Genomic DNA, 19,340 nt, shown 5'->3' with positions numbered 1-19,340 from the left:
AAAAAGTAAATAATATGAGATAATTACCTCCCTCTTTAGGGCGGTTATGGTTATTTACAATAATTTTTAATGAGTGCAGAATCTAGATATATCCTTCATTATAAGATGATGATATGTCGTTTTATAGTGTAGGAGAGAAGCCCCGAATGGAAAGTTTCTGGGATGAGTTTTTAAAAAATAGCCAGAGAATTTTGCTATTGCAGGGACCTATTGGCCCATTTTTTACTCATCTACAAGATTATCTTATTGATCGGCATCAAAAAACAGTCTTTAAAATTAATTTTAATGGTGGTGATGAGTTTTATGCGCCATTATCTTCGCAAGTTTTTAATTATACAGGTGATGTGGGTGGCTTTCCTGAGTATTTAGCGCAATTTGTGGCGATTCATAAAATTGATACGATTGTCTGTTTTGGTGATGGGCGTATTTATCATAAGCTCGCAAAATCATTTTGTTTAAAAAATGATGGGATGACATTTTGGGCTTTTGAAGAAGGGTACTTAAGACCGCACTACATTACATTTGAAAAATGGGGCGTAAATTATAATAGCTCTCTTTGTAGGGAAAAAGAGCGCTACGAAGCTGAGCTCTATTGTGATTTAGTTCGTAAAGCACAAAGAGCCAAGCATGAAGATATTTTGCCTTTAGCTGCTAATTTTTTTTCGCGAGCAAAAATGGCAATGCGCTACTATTGGCAAATGGCTCGTAAAAAATGTACTTTTCCTGACTATATTCATCACCGTGAGCGTCGGCTGCGTATTTATGCGGGTGCTTGGATTAAGGCTGCGATTTTAAAAAAATATTACCAATATAAAGATCGTCATATTGCCAATAAGATTCGAAGTAATACCTTTGGTAAGTTTTTTATTTTTCCTTTGCAGGTGCATAATGATAATCAGATCATTCGTCATGGGCGTGGGTTGTCGATGTCTGCTTATATTCGAAAGGTTGTTCACTCTTTTGCGCTCTATGCTCCTCAGGATTGTAAGTTGGTCATAAAGCATCATCCGATGGATCGGGGATTTAGCAATTATCAAAAACTCATTACAAGGCTTGCAACTCGTAAGGGGGTGCAAGACAGGATCTTTTACATGCATGAGATCTCAATGCCGGATCTACTTCGCTCGGCAGAGGGAATGGTAGTGGTTAATAGCACCAGTGGAATCTCTGCTTTAATTCATCATTTACCGGTGAAGGTGATTGGTAATGCACATTATGATATTCCCGGATTAACAAGTTCTTTATCATTAAGAGAGTTTTGGCAAAAGGCAGAGGCGCCAAGTATTGCTAATGTGAATTGTTATTTATCACTGCTTCGCTATAAAACACAATTGAATGGCTCATTTTATTATTTAGACCAGTTGCGTGTAAAAGAGTTTAAATAGCTAATTTTTAATTTAAAATTTTGAAGGTTAGAGATTTATTGTAGTTTTTTGAGTCTGTTGGTTATTTTACAATACTCTTTGATGCTGATATTATCTTTCAGCAATTATGTTAGCGATAACATTTTTCTGTTAAGATTTACTCTGGCTTTAATAAGCCATTATCTAATGATTTATATATCGTCAGTAATGGTAAAAAAATTGTGGTTAGGGTGTTTTTAATACTCTTAGAGTGGCGGTAAATAGGCATATATGAATCATAAAATAAGATCTTTATTCAAAAACCGATATATTTTGGGAATTGTGATTATCCCTTTCGTGATCGCTGCTATTTATCTCTTTGTTTTTGCGTCAAATCGTTATGTTAGCTCCTCGCAAGTCGTCGTCAGGCAGCAGGAGAGTGGGCAACAAGCAGGTATGCCGGGGCTTGCGCTTTTAATGGGCGCTGTTGACCCTGTTTCACGCGAAGATACCCTCTACCTTAAAGAGTATATTGTTTCTCACGATATGCTCCAAGTCTTAGAAAAAAAGCTTAATTGGACAGATAATTACTCAGGGAAGTGGAACGATCCTCTTTTTTATCTTTCTAGTAGTGCGCCGAGTGAAGAAAAATTAAAGTTTTATCAGCGTATGGTGACGACTAACTATGATGAGACAACAGGACTTTTACAAGTTGATGTTCAAGCCTTTTCAAGTGAGTATGCGCAGGCAGTATTAAAAGAAATCTTAGTGCAAAGTGAGATCTTCGTAAATAATATCACCCGTTCTATGGCAGATGAGCAGCTTGCTTTTGCAAGACGAGAGCTTTTAGCGTCCACTGAAAGGTATGAAGAAAAACAAGCAGAGCTACTGGCGTTTCAAAATGAGCATAATCTCTTTAATGCGGAAGTAACCGCAGAGTCGATGTCACAAATTGTGTCAAATCTAGAGGCGGAGATTGTAAAAGAAAAGGCAAGATTAAATGCGCTTAAAACAAGACTTGCTGATAATGCACCGCAAATACGCTCTCAGGAAAATAAGATTAATGCTCTAATCAAGCAACTTGAGGCTGAGCAACGTAAAATTACTTCGGGCGATTTTAAGGCGGCTGAAGATATCTTAAACTTAAATACCATTGCATTTGAATATCGCCGTTTACAGGTAGATTTATTAGTTGCCGAAGAATTTTATAAAACTAGCTTAGCTATTGTGGAAAATGCAAAGCTTGAAACGATTAAAAATATACGTAGCCTTATTGCTGTGGTACAGCCTAATTTGCCAGAAAAAGCATCTTATCCACGGACGATCTATAACTTAATAACCATCTTTATTGTTTTATTGTTACTATACGGTATTACTCAATTTTTACTTGCTTCTATCCGCGATCATCGTGAATAGTTCGTTTTAAAGGTGAATAGGAATTATATGAAAAAGCATTCATTTGTATCTATTAAAAATATAGCGAAGTATTCATTAATTATTGCTTTACCCTTTGCCGTTTCTGCTTGCTCTGGCATTATATCTGCTGCTGGGCCTGGTAAAGCATCCATCGTGAATCAACAAAATAAAACAAATAGTGGTGAAGCAACGTTAGTAAATGGTTACCAGTTTGTTGAATTATCGCCAAGTACTATTAAAGATTATATGCGTCCTAAGACGACAAAGCTTAACTCCTCGGTGAGTAAGCCATCAATGCCAGAACTTCGTATGATCTCTGGGGATGTCATCTCTATTATGGTTGCCGATAGCGCTGAAGATGGCGCACTCTTTGCCCCACTCGCGACAGGCGGTACGGTGTTTGAAAAGGTCCGTTTAAATAGTCGTGGTGAAATTTCATTGCCTTATGCTGGGGTGATAAATCTTCGTGGATTAACGACGATTGAGGCTGAGCAAAAAGTCCGCGAACAACTTAAAAGATATGTAACTGACCCACAAGTTGTGATTAATATTGTCGGAGACTTAGGTGGATCAGTATTAGTAGCTGGTGATGTGAATAAACCAGGACGCTTTTCTACATTAGAAGGTCCATTGACCCTTCTTGATGCAGTAAACCTTGCCGGTGGTCCAAAATTAGAGCCATATTTAGTAGACGTTGTCGTACGTAATGGTTCAAGTGTCACAAAGTATAACTATGAAGATCTTCTTAATGGGATGAACCATCCGATCCCGGCAAATACAGAGGTTGTGGTAGAGCGTGCGAAGCAACGTTTTGTAGCGATGGGTGCAGTCCAAAATCCTGGACTCCATGATTTCCCTGCTAAAAATGCTTCTCTTTTAGATGTGCTAGGCACGATTGGGGGATTAAGTGAATCAAAAGCAAATGCCAGTGGTGTATTTGTCTTTAGATTATCAGATGGGATTGAGTATGATGCAGTGTCTAATACAATTACCTCTAAAGAGAAACCTGTTGTGTTTCAATTAAACCTTAAAGATCCAACATCGATGTTTGTTGCAAGACAGTTTTTAATGCATCCAGATGATGCGGTTTACGTCACAAATGCCGCAACGTATGAGTTCCAAAAGTTAATTGCCCCAATTGTTCAGGTATTAGTATTGGGTAATACAATAGATAAGTAATAATTGCTAGATAACTACTAATAATCAGGAGTCTGTTGTTAGTAGTTATTTTATATTAATGGGTAAATTATTATAAATGCAGTTGTTTTAATAAATCTGGCTTGTAAAATCTGATCTAATTAATTTGCAGATATAATTTATAGGAAAATATTAGAGTTTAAAATATACATGGACGTAAATACGAAAAGAACCCCATTTAGAATCATGCAAGATGTGCTTTTTGCGCTTGTTTTGCGTGAGTATTTGACTAGGTTTGGAAGTCGTCGAATGGGCGCTTTTTGGGAAATATTTGAGCCTATGGCAAATATTGCCTTTATGATGTTTATTTTTACAGTTCTTCGTGCTCGTTCAATGCCAGGTATAGAGATGCCAATGTTCCTTCTCACAGGCATGATTCCTTTTTTCTTAATGCGTAATATTATTTTTAAGCTAATGGATTCAATAGGGGCGAATCAGGCGCTATTTTCTTATCCTAATATTAAAGTTTTTGACACCTATTTAGCTAGAGTCTTAGTTGAAATATCCATCTCATCAATAGTATATTTAGTTTTTAGCTTTATTTTTGGATTTTGGTTTGGTTATGATAGTTTAGTGTCATATCCCATTGAATGGTTAATAGCTCTGTTGGTAGGAATATTGTTTGCCTTCAGTTTAGGGGTTATTTTTTCAATAATTACATTGATGATGCCTAATCTGAAGTCGATTATTCGAATTCTATTTTTACCCCTTTATCTGATGTCGGGTATTGTGTTCCCTCTTTGGATTGTGCCAGATAAATATTTGCCATGGCTCTTATGGAATCCTTTTGCACATCTTATTAGTAATATTAGGGAGGGTGTATTTTCTCATTACCCAGGTATTAATGGTGTTAGTTGGGAGTACCCTTTTATTATTACAATTATTACTTTATGTGTTGCTTTAGGGCTTTATCGACTTCGTCGTGAGAGGCTATTAGTTAAATGATTAAGATCGAAAATCTCACTAAGTCATATCTCCACCATAAAGCAGGGCGTAAATACGTCTTTAAGGATCTTTCATTTGAGATCCCGTCAGGACAAAATGTAGCCATTATTGGTAAAAATGGTGCTGGTAAATCAACGCTCATGAATCTGCTTGCAAAAGTGGATAGTCCTGATAGTGGGCATATAATAACAGAGCAATCTATTTCTTGGCCAGTTGGTCTATCTGGTGGTTTTCAAGGGTCCTTATCGGCTCGTGAAAATGTCAAATTTATAGCTCGAACACAGGGGTTTCGGGGCTCTTCCATGCTTGAAAAAGTAAAATATGTAGAAGAGTTTGCGGAGATTGATGATTATTTTGATTTGCCTGTTAAAACATATTCTTCAGGGATGAGAGGGCGAGTTGCCTTTGGCTTAAGTCTTGCCTTTGATTTTGATTACTACATTGTTGATGAAGCAATGTCTGTTGGAGATGCTCATTTTAAAAAGAAGGCGAGCGATGCTTTTGAAGCTAAAGTAGGTAAGGCGAATATTATTTTGGTTACACATGGAATGACACAGGTACGTACAATGTGTGATTTGGTCATTGTATTGGATAAAGGGAAAGCAACTATTTATGATGATGTGGAAGAAGGCATTAAAATTTATCAAAATTTATAATTATAAATAGATGCAAAAATGATTTATTAGATGGGTTATTGAAGTTGAAAAGGAAGAAATAGTGAGAGTATTAACCATATTTGGAACGCGGCCAGAAGCAATAAAAATGGCTCCACTGGTGAAGGAGCTAGAGAAGCATCCTGCGATTGAGTCACGAGTTTGTGTAACTGCGCAGCATCGTGAAATGTTAGATCAGGTTTTAGCGTTATTTGAGATTACTCCACATTATGATCTCAATATCATGAAGCAAGGGCAAACTTTAGAAGGCATCACAACTGATATTTTAATGAATTTGACGCCAATTCTTAAAGAGTTTAAGCCTGATTATATTCTGGTTCATGGGGATACTTCAACGACTTTTGCGGCAAGTTTGGCGGCTTTTTATCAGCAGATTAAAATTGGGCATGTGGAAGCAGGGCTTCGAACTTATAATCTATATTCTCCATGGCCGGAAGAGGGTAACCGCTGTTTAACAGGCGTATTAACAGGGCTACACTTTTCTCCAACAGAAGAAGCAAGACAAAATCTTCTTAAAGAATCAATTCACGATCATAAAATCGAAGTTACAGGAAATACGGTAATTGATGCACTTCTCTCTGTTGTTAAAAAACTGGAAGAAGCTGAATTAGCAAAAGAGATGCAGGCCCGCTTTCCATTTTTAAAAGAGGAAGGATCGTCTGTACTCGTAACAGCACACAGACGAGAAAATCACGGGGAAGGTATCATCAATATCTCTAATGCTGTTAAAGCACTAGCAGAGAGATATCCGCATCTTAATTTTGTATTACCCATGCATATGAATCCTAAGGTACGTTTACCAATTATGGAGATCTTAGGGGATGTGCCGAATGTGAACTTAATTGAGCCACAGGATTATCTCCCATTTGTCTATCTAATGAAGCATGCACGTATTATCTTAAGTGATTCTGGCGGTATTCAAGAAGAGGCTCCATCACTTGGGAAGCCGGTATTAGTCATGCGTGATACAACGGAGAGACCAGAAGCGGTAGCCGCAGGAACGGTTAAATTAGTAGGATCATGTAAGGATAATATCCTTGCAGAATGTATTAAGCTTCTTGATGATGAGGCTTATTACGCCACTATGGCTGGTGCGAAAAACCCCTATGGGGATGGGACTGCCTCACAAAAAATAGTCGCTCGGTTGTTAACGGCAGTAATTTAAGTTAGTTAAAATAGGCAGTTTAGTTTATTTATAAGGTGTATTTAAAAAAATATTATTTATAAATAGTCTGAACTGCTTATGGTCTACTGCGTTAGTAGACTAAAGTAAAATATAGTTAAAGTATTCAGGGTAACGACCTTCAAATTTAAGGATAAAAGAATGAAAACAGTTTCGGTATTAGGACTTGGTTATATTGGGTTACCAGCGGCAGCAATGTTTGCGGCAAATGGCGCAAATGTCATTGGTGTGGATGTTAATCAGCACGCGATTGATACGATCAATCAAGGTAAAATCCATATTGTTGAGCCTTTTTTAGAAGAAATTGTTCGTGGTGCTGTCACAAAAGGGACACTTCGTGCAACAAATACGCCGGAAAAGGCAGATGCATTTGTGATTGCTGTGCCAACCCCTTTCAAAGGGGATCACGTACCAGATACAAGTTATATTGAAGCTGTTGCAAAAAGTATTGCCCCAGTATTAGAAAAGGGAAATACAATTATCTTAGAATCAACCTCACCAGTAGGCACGACAGAAGCGATGATTGGTTGGTTAGAAGCTGCAAGACCTGATCTTAAATTCCCGCATGAAGGGCAAGAAGGCCATGATATTTATGTAGCATACTGCCCAGAGCGAGTATTACCTGGGCAAGTCGTCAAGGAACTTGTAGAGAATGACCGTATTATTGGCGGCATTACCGAAGATTGTGCAGATAAAGCAATTGAGGTTTATCGTATCTTTGTAAAAGCAGACCTCATTAAAACCAATGCTCGTACAGCAGAGATGAGTAAGTTAACAGAAAATGCTTTCCGTGATGTCAATATCGCTTTTGCGAATGAGTTATCACTAATTTCAGATCAGCTCGATATTAACGTTTGGGAGCTCATTTCGCTTGCAAACCGCCATCCTCGCGTGAACATCCTTCAGCCAGGCCCTGGTGTAGGTGGGCATTGTATTGCAGTTGATCCTTGGTTTATCGTCGATAAAACCCCAGAGCTTGCAAAAATTACTCGTCTAGCGCGCGAAGTGAACGAAGGTAAGCCTGAGTGGGTGATTAATAAGGTTAATGAAGCAGTAGATGCATTTGTAGTGAAATCAGGAAAATCAAAATCAGATGTGAAAATTGTTTGTTATGGTCTTGCATTTAAACCAAATATTGACGATCTTCGTGAAAGTCCTGCTCTTTTGATTACTGAAAAACTTGCTAAACTTTATCCTAATCAAGTCGATGCTGTAGAGCCAAATATTAATACACTACAGCGTAATGATCTTTCATTTAATCTTATAGACTTAGAGAGGGGGATTAAATCTATGGACATTGGAGTAATGTTGGTGGGGCACAAGGAATTTTCAGAAATCGCCACTAATGAATACTTAATTAGTTTTGTGAAGTAAATATTATGAAAAAAAATAAAAAAATAGAACAGCAACTATTAGCACTGCAGGAAACTAATAGATTAATGCAGAACCAAATATTGCAGTTAGAGAAAAGTGTTAAAAAGTCAGAGAATGCAATAAATGAAGAAAACACAATATCTTTCCAATTAGGAAAGATAATTATTGATAGCTTTGGTAGTCTGTCAGGTTTTATTTTTATGCCTAAGAACTTATTTTTGTTGTATCAAGAAAGTAAAAGGCGAAAAAATAAAGAATTATTAGCTCAGCCTAAACCGATAACTTTTGAAGGGAATATTAAGACAAGCAATGTGGATTCTGATGGTCTTTTTCAAGGGCTTACTTTATTTGATCCGATATCAGAAATTTGCTGGAAAGATGCTTTTAATGGTTTTGCTTTAGTACGTAAAGATTATCAGAAACAAATTTCAACTACAAAAAGCCAATTTGCTTTTTTTGAAAGTGCATGGAATGCAAATAAAGGTAGTTGGATTTATGCATTTACCTCACCAAAGCTACAGCATTCTAATGCACAAGCGCTATTAGATGCTATAAGTTTATTGAAGAAAAAAGGGATACCTATTATTTTTTGGAATAAAGAAGATCCTATGCATTATGAGATGTTTAAGCCAATAGCCGCATTGGCAGATTATGTTTTTACTACAGATGAGCAAATAATAGGAAGATATAAAAATGAATTAAATACAGATAAAGTATGGGCGTTGCCCTTTGCTGCTCCAATAAAGAAAACTAATCCTATTAATAGATTTTCATTACCGAAGGAAACAGTTTGTTTTGCTGGTACTTATTACTCTGAAAATCATCCGGATCGTAAAAAGCAAATGGATATGCTACTTCCGGCTTTACTGGAGAGTGAAGGAGTTATTTATGATAGAGCTTCAAAAGATACTAGTGGTAGGTATGCTTATCCAGATAAATATAAAAATATTATCAGGGATAGTGTGAATTTTGAAAAAATGACCGAGCTTTATAAAAATTTTCAGGTTTTCTTGAATGTTAATACAATTACTCAGTCTACAACTATGATGTCTAGGAGAGTTTATGAACTGCTAGCAAGCGGTACTCCAATTGTATCTACGCCATCAAAAGCAGTTACGGAACAGTTTCCAGGAATAGTTTTAACGGTACGAACTGAAGAAGAAGCTAAATTAGCAGTAAATAAATTACTTACTGACTCATATTTTTGGCATAAACAATCAGTTTTAGGAATTAGAGAGGTTTTAGCTAACCATACTTATGAAGATAGATGGGCGAGTATGAAAAGCGTAATTAATGATCAAGCTGGGCATGCTAGAAAAGTTGAAAGTATTAGGGTCATAGCTAAATATCATGGTTATCAAAATATAGATAGTTATATTGATACTCTTTTGAATCAAGAAGGTGTGAAGGTAGTAGAAATTATAATTGTTAAGTCTAGCAAGCTAGATTTAATTATTGATAATGAAATAGTTAAGATCGTTAATTTGTCTGAATTTGTTCTTGAGCAATATATCAATACTAACGTAGATATTTCTTACACTTATCTAACACAAGATACAATTTATAATTATCAGAAAAATCTCTTGGGAATGTTGTTATCTTTTAAATATAGTGGATCAAAAGCGATTGTTAGAAGCCCTTATTTCAAATATTCCAAGTTATTGGTAGACTTTGATTTTTCTGTAAATAATCCTAATTGGTACAGTGTCATAGAATCAGCTGATTTGAATACATTGTTAATAAAAGATATAGCAATCGATAGTATTGCTATAGATCTAATAAATGGCAAAGTAAAAGCTCCAAATAGAGATTTATTTTTGATAGATCCATTTAATATTTTGCATCTAGATGACAGGAAAGCATCAGTGAAAGATATAGAGAATATGGTTTATAAATCCAATTCAAAAATAGGAATATAGGATGAAGGTAATAATTTTTGATTCAATCTTGGAAAGACATTTAGGTGAAAGCCTAAAAAGAGCTTTAGAGTTTTTAGGTCACGAAGTCATTTTTACTGATTTGATATTGCATGGGCATTCTATGGTTAGTAGTCAGAAAGATATTGATTTTATGTGGACGGAAATCAAGAAGGTTTGTGAGGCGGGAGGCGATTTATTTATATCTTTCCGCCCTATGAATTTGTTGCCTGAAATGGTTGACTATGTTTCTAGCAAAATGCTAACAGCTATTTGGCTTTCTGATGATCCCGTTTTATATAAGACTTGTTATTCTCTGGTAGTGAATAGTTACGATATAGTATTACATTGCGGTTATAGTGATGTAATGCAATTTTATGAAAATCAGGGGCATCCAAGGGGGTTCAATTTTCCTTTCTGGACAGATCATATAAGTTTTCCAAATGTTTATCAGCCAAAACTTGCTGATTATGACATTATTTTTTTAGGTAATATGAATGGGCAGGTAAGAAGAAAAAGGTATATGGAGTTGGCTTCTTTGCCTTTTGAGAAGAAAATTTTTGGATTATTAGATTCGGATCCTTTAGGAATGCATGGGGGATTTATTCGGGAAGGGTATTTGCATACATATAAGGTATCAGAAGTATTATCTAAAGCTAAAATTGGGGTTAGTATTCCTCAGTTTTTTAAAGAATATGATGGGCTTGATTATAATTTTGAAGAGTTAGCTAACTTAGGCTATTTTCAGTTTCCAAGTAGAGTAATTCAATATGCTTCAAGTGGGTTGCCCATCGCTGCTGTTGGAGATTATAGAATGAAAGAAGCATTCCCTGAAATATATGTGGCGAGTGACATAAAGTCTCTTCAAGGTTATATTAAAAATATATGTGAGGATTATGATTATGCAGTTAGCGAGTCATATAATATATATTCAAGATTTCAAAAAAGTTTTTCAGCTATTTCTAGAGGATTATTTTTGTTAGATATAGTGCAAAATTTGAAAAAACTACAGAGTCAATCGGTCAATAGCCGCGCTAAAATGTTTATGAAGTATAACGAGAATTACGAAGAGAATATGTATTAGATTTAATTTTATGTGGTGAATAATTTGAGTAATATATTGTATTGTAGAGGTTACTATTTAACTAATAGAAATGTGGAAGTTCTGCCCGATAGCTTTAATAAGCTAGTTCTTGATAACGAGTTTGTTTTTTATTACCACAATTGGTTAGATGTAGCTATTTGTAGAAATCAGAAGGATTTTGTAGTTGTTGCTGGATTATGTTTAGACTTATTATCTGAGAATTCTGATAACTATTTGATTGCTTCTCGGCTTTTATCAGAATTAATTTATAATGGAGAAGATGCTTTTCATGATTATATAGATCATTTAAGTGGTACTTATATATTAATTACATCACATAATAGTAATATGAAAATATATACTGATGCTTGTGCTATGAAGTCAGTTTTTTATACAGATATTAGTGTATATCCCTTAGTGATTTCATCACATTTAGAAATGATTTTAGATTTTTCTGGTATAAAAAGAGAATTATCAGATATATATAGGAATAAACCTAAGCATATTAGTTATGAATATGGTTACCCAGGGATAACAACAAAGTATAAAGACATTAGGCAATTATTACCTAATGTATATCTTGATGTTAGAAAAAATAAAATCATTCGTTATTTTCCAAGAAAGGATTTGATTGTTAATAATTGCATCGAAGATATTGCTGAAAGTTTAGTTGTCCAATTACAAAAGCAATTTAAGTTATTGCAGGAAAAAAATTATGAGCAAATATTATTATCTGTTACTGCAGGACAGGACAGTAGGTGTACTTTGGCTAGTTTGAGACCTTTTTGGGATGATATATCTTTTTTTACTTATAATCTTGATGGGAAACATGAGAAAGATATAATAGTTTCTAAGGATATAGTTCAAAGATTGGGTATAAAAAATTATAATGAATTAATACTAACCTCAAAAAACTGTGAAAGTACCGATTTCCTAGAATTTTGTAATATTTTAAATAGAAATACTATCTATAATCATGGAAAGAAAATAGCGTTTTTTTATAAAAATAAATTGTCATCTTTTTATCGACCAAATAATTCTTTGCATATAAGAAGTAATTTAGCTGAAATAGGTCGACTTTATTATGGGATTTTTGCCTATTACTGGGAGATGACAGCAAATAATGCAACTGTTTTAGATAAAGTGTTGAGAGCATACCATCCATATGCACAGAATGAGGAAGAGGTAAAAAATGCATTTATTGAGTTTATTGAGACTCATAATTTTTTAAGTTTAAAAAATTATGATGTTTTTGACATGTTTTATTGGGAGCATAGAATGGGAATATGGATGTCTCAGGTGTTAATTGAAGGGGATCCTGCCTTTGAAACTATAAACTTATACAATTGTAGAGACATCTTAAAAAAAATGTTATCTGTCCCGTTGAAAGATCGTTTTAATAATTTAGTTTTTTTGAAAATAATAAATGAGAGACTTCCTGAGTTAGAAGATCTTGCTATTAATTAGGAGAGGAAATGAAAGTTTTTATATCGGGTTCTTGTGTTTCAAGGGATGCTTTCACACCGAACAATATAGATTTATTTGAAAATGTTGAATATGTCGCAAGATATTCATTAGCAAGATTGGCTTATCCTGCATTTTCGCAAATAGATGCTGACAATAAACAATTTATTGAAAATGTACCATCGCCTTTTCAACGAAAGACATTATTACGAGAATGGGGAAATTCTTTATTAGATTTAATTCTAAATTCTGATTTTGATTATCTTGTAATTGATTGTATAGATGAGAGATTTGGTTTAATTGAGTTAACTCCGGAACTCTATGTTACTAATTCAGATGAATTTCATAAAAGTAGGTTAATAAATATTCGTGATGCAAAAAAAATTATGCCCGATGAAGATATTTTTTTACTCCATTGGGAGGAGGGTCTTAAAAAAATAATAGAGGTTGCTGGCGAAAATAAGATTATTATAAACAATGTCTTTTTTTCAAAAGAAACAGATCAAGGGCTCGGATTTCCTAATAGTTCTCCTAGCCGTATAGAGTATTGTAATGATTTTTTGAATTCTCTTTATGAAATAGCGAGAAAATATTTACCTGAAAAACAATTTGTAAATTATCCTGAAAATATTTTTGTAGGAAGCTGTAATCATAAGTGGGGATTAGCGCCATTTCATTATATTGAAGATGTTTATCAATATTTTTTGTTTTTTTTACAAAAAGTTGGCAGTGAACGATGGTAAAATGTTTTAATCTTATTGCTGACAATATTAGTGAGCTAGCACTAATGAGTTATAGAAAATCATATATTTTTTTTAGGGTTAATTGTGATTTTTTGTTCGTAGAATCAGCCTGGCAAGGACGCTGGAATCGTTGGAAGTATAAGATTGCTTCTTACCCTGATCACCCTGAGCGTAATAATGATAAGCTCAAGAAGTTAGTACAAAAAGCGAAAGATCGTGGGATTCCTACGGTCTTTTGGAATAAAGAAGATGGCGTTCATTTCGATCGCTTTATTGATAGTGCAAAACTTTTTGATCATGTCTTTACAGTGGATGAGACGTGTATCCCTCGTTACAAAGCTGTAATGGGGCAAGATGCATCGATTCATACGATGATGTTTGCCGTGCAGCCAAAGTTTCATTATTTTGATGGGTTTAATTTTAAGCATCATCGTGCCAATTTTGTAGGAAGTTATAGTCATCATATTCATGATATTCGCCGGCAGTGGCAAGATCAGTTATTTGAGTCTGCAACCGATACAGGACTGGGATTAACGGTGTTTGATCGTAATTCTAAGCGAAAATCTCAAAATTATCGTTATCCTGTTTATCCTAATATGGATATTAAAAAGGCTGTAAAATATCCTAAAACTGGGCAGATTTATAAGGATTACTTAGTATCTCTTAATGTGAATACTATTACAGATTCACCAACGATGTTTTCTCGCCGGTTAGTTGAGATATTAGCCTGTGGTGGTATCGCGGTTACAACGCCAGCAGAATCTGTTGATAAGATGTTTGCGGAGTATTGCCATGTAGTGAATAATGAGGAAGAGATGCAGGAGCTATTTGCAAGATTAAAATATGGACCCAACAAAGATGATTTAGAGCGTGCACGTGCCGGTGCTGAATATGTAGCTCAATATCATACTTGGGAGCATCGGTTAGATGATATGGCTAAAATCATTGGGCTAAAATAGCAAATAGGTTTATAAAGGTTCTATGAAGCAGATTAAAATCCCCTACCTAAGCCATGGTCTCTGGCGCCGCCTTTCTAGGTGGCGTTCTTTCTTTGCCGATTATAAAATCTCCGTTGGGAATCGAGCTGAAGAGAGTAGCATCTTAGGATGGGGATATAAGCCTAGTGGTAAAAGAGCTATAAGAATTGCAGAGATGTCGTCAGTTAATTCAGCACTTTTAATTGAAGATGGATTTTTACGCTCTATGGATCTTGGCGTTAATGGCGATGATCCATTATCTCTTGTAGTTGATGATTTAGGGATTTATTACGATACAACGAAACCTTCTAGCTTGGAGCAGTTGATTTTAGATAAGGAAAACCTTGTTGAGGATCTAGCAGATGCGGCTGGGGCGATGTCGCTTATTTTTGAGAATAAGCTCACTAAATATAATCACATTTTAGAGGGATTGCCGGCACATCTCTCTTTTCCTAAAACGAAGAAGCACGTTTTAGTCATTGATCAGACTTTTGGGGATATGTCGCTGGTTTATGGCAGCGCAACGGCACAGACTTTTCAAGAAATGCTTGAAAGCGCTATTGTTGAAAACCCAACCGCTAAAATCTGGATTAAGATTCATCCTGATGTGTTAGTGGGGAAAAGGCAGGGGCACTATAGTGATTTTCTGGCTCGGTATCAGAAAAATAGAGATAAGCACCCAAATATTGAGTTTTTAGCGGAGGATATTCATCCGCATTCTCTTCTTGAGAGGATGGATAAAGTTTATGCTGTTACCTCGCAAATGGGGTTTGAAGCACTTCTCTATGGTAAAGAGGTGATCACATTTGGAATTCCTTGGTATGCCGGATGGGGATTAACAGATGACCGAAATTTGCAAGTCTCCGCGCCTGAGTTCAAATCCCGCCGCCAGCACAGAACATTATTAGAACTCTTTACTGCAAGTTATCTTCAATATTGCCGATATATTAACCCCTTTACCAATGAACGTGGAACCATTTTTGATGTGATTGATTATCTCATCATGATGAAAGAGCGAGAGAAGCTTTTACAAGGGGAGATCTGGATTGTGGGGCTCTCTTGGTGGAAGCGGCAGATTATGACGCCTTTTTTAAAAACAACAGCTAATCAGCTACGTTTTTTTAAGAGTGAAGAAGTCTTAAAAAAAGCATTTGCAGAGAAGTCTACCTGTCATATGCGGTTGTTGTTGTGGGGAAAAAAATTCTTATCATTAGAAGCGTGGGCAAGTGACAATCATATCACCGTATTACGCATGGAAGATGGGTTTATTCGTTCTGTTGGTTTGGGCTCAAATCTTGTTGCACCAAGATCATTAGTGATAGATGATTTAGGAATCTATTTTGATGCGAGTAAACCTTCTCGGTTAGAGATGATTTTAGAAAAGAGTGATTTTAACCTCAAAGTACTTGCCGAGGCCAAAAGCCTGCAGACTCAGCTGATAGCGGAAAAAATAGGTAAATATAACGTCGGTAACAGTAAGATAACTCAACAATTGCCAGTAGATAAACCGGTTTTATTAGTGCCAGGGCAAGTAGAAGATGATGCCTCGATTCAAACAGGAACACGAGAGATTTGTACTAATTTAGGATTGTTAAAGCATGTTCGGGAAAATAACCCTCAAGCGTATATTATTTATAAACCACATCCTGATGTGGTAAGCGGTAATCGAATAGGGAATATTCCTGATAATATTGCATTACAATTTGCCGATAGTGTTATGCCAGAGACGGATATTATGGTGCTGATCGAACAGTGTAAAGAAGTCCATACGATGACATCTCTCGCAGGATTTGAAGCGCTATTGCGAGATAAAAAAGTATTTTGCTATGGGATTCCATTTTATGCAGGATGGGGCTTAACTACAGATCTCTATCAGTTAGAAGGGCGCCGAAAACGACGTTTATCATTATTAGAGCTTATTGCCGGCACATTACTTTTGTACCCAGAATATTTAAATATTCAAACAGGGAAGTTAACTAATGCAAAGGTAACATTAGAAGCGTTATCGCAAGAGCGAGCAAAGCAGCAAGGCCCATCTAAATTAAAAACCACGTGGCCAGTACGAAAATATCGTCAATTATTGGGGTTATTGCAAACCTTGAAGTGGTAACACCTATATATCAATTGGTCATATCAGTCTTTTATTACGACAAAGGCTTCATCTCCTTTTATCTTAAAAATACTTCAAGATTATTATATTTATACTTTTTAGATTTTTGAAATATAAAGTATATTGCTTGTAATGATCTAATCTTATTGATTTTAAAAATAGCCTTAAGAATGAAGGAGTACATTAATGCGAATGCCGGCGACTAAAAATAACATACTAAATGCATTTAATAATTGGGTGTTAGGAGGTTTCATTCTCACCTTTAGTTGCGGAGTATCGTATGCGAAAGAGCCTCAATTACAAGAGGAATGGTCTTTTAGGATTGCTCCTTATATTTGGGCTGCGAGCGTTCATGGAGATTTAGGACATCGCTATATCGGGACGCATTATGTGAAGTCTAGGTTTTCAGATATTGTCAGTAATGTGGATCTTTCCGCAATGGTGATGGGGGAAGCGAGGAAAGGTTCCTATAGTTTCCTTTTTGATTTTATGTATATCGATAGTAGTCTTCAATATAGATTGCCCCCACAAGTGCCGGCAAACGAGATTGATGCAAGTGGGCGAGTGATTACAGGATTTGCGGGGATGGGATATACGATCTGGAGTAATCAATTTACGCGTTTAGATTTAGTCGGCGGCGTTCGTGCTTGGCATACTGATGTGGATTTATCGCTCAGTGGTGGCCCTTTTACAGGTCGATCTGCCGGCATTAATAAATCATGGTTAGATGTCACTGCGGGGCTTCGGGGTTATTATAAAATTAATGATCAATTTTCAATGACAGCATGGGGATTAGCCGGCAAAGGTGGGGCTAAATCAGATTGGGATGTGGCATTGTTACTGAATTGGTCTATGACAAAGGATTTTACAATTGCAGCTGGCTATCGTGCTACGGGCGTTGATTATCGCCGTAAAGGGGTTGTTTATGATGTCACACAAAAAGGGCCGATGATTGGGATTAGCTATCGGTTTTAAAGTGAAATAATATTTTAAGATTTTAAATTAATCATTTCTCCATTGTAATATTTTATCCGATTCGTTATAACGTCAATAGAGTAAGAATGAGGGAAGGTAGATTAACGTCGCCTTTATGAATGTGATGAGAGATATCAAAATAATTTTATACAAATTGGAGTTATAAAGTGAATAGTAAAACACTTTTTTTAGCAGGTTATGCGCGTTTACCGCAGGGGATGGCGGCGAAAACAGTTTTTGAATCCATGACCATTACTGTGGAGATAGAGCCAAAATATGGGGTGATTTTAGCGGCAGATTGTACATTGATTACAGAGCTTGGAAGAAACTTTATAGGAACACTGCTTCGAGGATATAGCCTAAATGATGGCATAGAGACGATTATTGAGGCGATTGAGGATAGTTATCGAGGAAAAGCAACCAGTGCTTTAATTGCAGCGCTTCGTGATTTAGAGCATCAATATCAAAATGCGAAAAGAAAGTAGGGGATTTTCCCAACATTCGATAAATTCTACGAAATCCCTTATAATAGGGCTAGCACAATGTTTGTAGGTGAGATTTTATCAGCTATTTGTGACAAAATTGTGATTGTTTTGTGAAAAAAGTAAAAAAAGATTGGCAATCGGTTTAGTTGCATGCTACATTCAGGTTGAAGTATCGAAAAGAGCAGTGCCGGGTTACATCCATGACCTTTCCCACTCTCTAAACTTGATACAAAGAATTTAAAATGCTGTTAATAGTAACTGCAAAACCATTCGTAGATCGCTTAGCCGCGACAAATAAGGATGGATCAACCAGTGAATAGAAACAATGTAGTAAGATATTTATTACTATTTGTGTCTGTTCTCTGGTTTTTTTTGATCAAAAATAAGTCGTTACAGTTAACAGGGTGTAAAAAAATTATAAGTTTAGTGAAATTTTAGAATATTAAAAGAGCGAATGAGGGAATATCCCAAGTAAGCTTGATAAAAAAATGGAGAATATTATGTCTAGATTTGTTCAAAAAAATAGTAAGTTAGAAATTAGTTACAATGCGCAATCAAAGCGTTTGTTAGATATTAAATTATCGCAAGAAGTTGTGAAAAATTTCCTCGATCGTATCCGCAAAGAAGATATCAGTGTACAGCATCTAGAATATACCCCTTATGAGCGCCAAGTGATCGCAAGCTATCTTGATGAAGAAGTTGGTAATGAATTTGGTAATATGCTTCGTGATATCGTTAATGATCGTGAAACAGGTGGTTTTACAATTGGTCTTGAAGGCGTATCAAAAGATACAGATGAGTATGTGATTTTCTCAACGGCAATTGCGCATTTAGTGGGAATCTCTAACTTTGACTCAATGACAGGTAAATACTATGCACGTTTTGTGGTGAAAGATACAGATGCAAGTGACTCATATTTACGTCAAGCATATCGTCTTTTCACAATGCATACAGATGGAACATTCGTTAACGAAGCAACAGACTGGTTGCTTATGATGAAGATGGTTGAAGAAAATGCCGTAGGTGGAGAGAGCCGTTTACTTCACTTAGATGATTGGTCAGAGCTCGACAAGTTCTATAAGAGCCCATTAGGGGAGCATAAGTTCCAATATATCGCGCCTCCTAGTAAAAATGTTCAAGAAGTTGTTTTCCGTAAATTATTCTTCTTAAAAAATAATAAGCCATGTATCTGCTTTATTGATCAGTTTGCATATCCTGAAACAATCGAAGAAGCGAAATTCTTAAAAGCACTTTCTCATTCAATTGAGTCTGATAAGAGCGTTATTGAGCTTAAATTAAATGTCGGTAATTTAGTGGTATTAAATAATGAGTTCTGGATGCATGGACGTGCTGCATTTGAGAAAAACCCTAACTTAAACCGTGAGCTTCTCCGTCAACGTGGTCACTTCTACGAGTAATCGAGAAGATCCTGTTGATATTTTAAGAATAACGTT

The 19,340-nt window shown here is 35.7% G+C and carries 16 protein-coding genes; all 16 read left to right on the top strand.

The features are described from left to right. Positions 1-146: 146 nt before the first annotated feature. The 16 genes from MMG00_RS06445 to glaH all read left to right on the top strand — a co-directional run bounded on the left by MMG00_RS06445 (position 147) and on the right by glaH (position 19,304). A complete protein-coding gene (locus MMG00_RS06445; RefSeq protein ID WP_242153054.1) occupies positions 147-1,385 on the top strand; it encodes a capsule polysaccharide biogenesis protein in 1,239 nt (412 codons plus the stop codon). A 300-nt stretch (positions 1,386-1,685) separates the two neighbouring features. Then, on the top strand, positions 1,686-2,759 hold the full coding sequence (locus MMG00_RS06440) for a KpsE/RkpR family capsule polysaccharide export protein (RefSeq protein WP_242153050.1): 1,074 nt from the start codon (positions 1,686-1,688) through the stop codon (positions 2,757-2,759). 27 nt (positions 2,760-2,786) lie between these two features. Then, positions 2,787-3,938 carry a polysaccharide biosynthesis/export family protein gene (locus MMG00_RS06435; RefSeq protein WP_242153047.1) on the top strand — a complete coding sequence of 384 codons (1,152 nt, stop codon included), beginning with the start codon at positions 2,787-2,789 and terminating at the stop codon, positions 3,936-3,938. Between the two features lie 168 nt (positions 3,939-4,106). Then, entirely contained in the window at positions 4,107-4,901 is a 795-nt protein-coding gene (locus tag MMG00_RS06430; RefSeq protein WP_242153044.1) for an ABC transporter permease, read from the top strand. Continuing rightward, positions 4,898-5,557: an ABC transporter ATP-binding protein gene (locus MMG00_RS06425; RefSeq protein ID WP_242153041.1), complete on the top strand. Its 660-nt coding sequence runs from the start codon at positions 4,898-4,900 to the stop codon at positions 5,555-5,557. The genes MMG00_RS06430 and MMG00_RS06425 overlap by 4 nt, the downstream gene beginning before the upstream one ends. Before the next feature lie 61 nt (positions 5,558-5,618). Continuing rightward, entirely contained in the window at positions 5,619-6,740 is a 1,122-nt protein-coding gene (wecB, locus tag MMG00_RS06420) for a non-hydrolyzing UDP-N-acetylglucosamine 2-epimerase (RefSeq protein ID WP_270049373.1), read from the top strand. Between the two features lie 159 nt (positions 6,741-6,899). Continuing rightward, positions 6,900-8,132 carry a UDP-N-acetyl-D-mannosamine dehydrogenase gene (gene wecC / locus MMG00_RS06415; RefSeq protein WP_242153039.1) on the top strand — a complete coding sequence of 411 codons (1,233 nt, stop codon included), beginning with the start codon at positions 6,900-6,902 and terminating at the stop codon, positions 8,130-8,132. A gap of 5 nt (positions 8,133-8,137) precedes the next feature. Beyond that, positions 8,138-10,051, top strand: a complete 1,914-nt coding sequence (locus MMG00_RS06410) for a CgeB family protein (protein ID WP_242153036.1) — start codon at positions 8,138-8,140, stop codon at positions 10,049-10,051. A gap of 1 nt (position 10,052) precedes the next feature. Next, positions 10,053-11,132: a CgeB family protein gene (locus MMG00_RS06405; protein WP_242153033.1), complete on the top strand. Its 1,080-nt coding sequence runs from the start codon at positions 10,053-10,055 to the stop codon at positions 11,130-11,132. A gap of 24 nt (positions 11,133-11,156) precedes the next feature. Next, entirely contained in the window at positions 11,157-12,599 is a 1,443-nt protein-coding gene (locus tag MMG00_RS06400; RefSeq protein WP_242153030.1) for a hypothetical protein, read from the top strand. Between the two features lie 8 nt (positions 12,600-12,607). Continuing rightward, positions 12,608-13,339: a DUF6270 domain-containing protein gene (locus tag MMG00_RS06395; protein WP_242153028.1), complete on the top strand. Its 732-nt coding sequence runs from the start codon at positions 12,608-12,610 to the stop codon at positions 13,337-13,339. Positions 13,340-13,383: 44 nt separating this feature from the next. Continuing rightward, positions 13,384-14,298, top strand: a complete 915-nt coding sequence (locus MMG00_RS06390; protein WP_242153351.1) for a CgeB family protein — start codon at positions 13,384-13,386, stop codon at positions 14,296-14,298. A 22-nt stretch (positions 14,299-14,320) separates the two neighbouring features. Then, entirely contained in the window at positions 14,321-16,426 is a 2,106-nt protein-coding gene (locus MMG00_RS06385; protein ID WP_242153025.1) for a capsule polysaccharide biogenesis protein, read from the top strand. Positions 16,427-16,618: 192 nt separating this feature from the next. Then, positions 16,619-17,401 carry a hypothetical protein gene (locus MMG00_RS06380; protein WP_242153022.1) on the top strand — a complete coding sequence of 261 codons (783 nt, stop codon included), beginning with the start codon at positions 16,619-16,621 and terminating at the stop codon, positions 17,399-17,401. Positions 17,402-17,568: 167 nt separating this feature from the next. Next, positions 17,569-17,886 (top strand): DUF3870 domain-containing protein, encoded by a 318-nt coding sequence (locus MMG00_RS06375; RefSeq protein WP_255837739.1) that lies wholly within the window; start codon positions 17,569-17,571, stop codon positions 17,884-17,886. Between the two features lie 500 nt (positions 17,887-18,386). After that, positions 18,387-19,304, top strand: a complete 918-nt coding sequence (glaH, locus tag MMG00_RS06370) for a glutarate dioxygenase GlaH (protein ID WP_242153019.1) — start codon at positions 18,387-18,389, stop codon at positions 19,302-19,304. Positions 19,305-19,340 lie beyond the last annotated feature (36 nt).

Source organism: Ignatzschineria rhizosphaerae, from assembly GCF_022655595.1.
GTDB lineage: Bacteria > Pseudomonadota > Gammaproteobacteria > Cardiobacteriales > Wohlfahrtiimonadaceae > Ignatzschineria > Ignatzschineria rhizosphaerae.
This window is presented reverse-complemented; position numbering and strand designations above follow the sequence as displayed.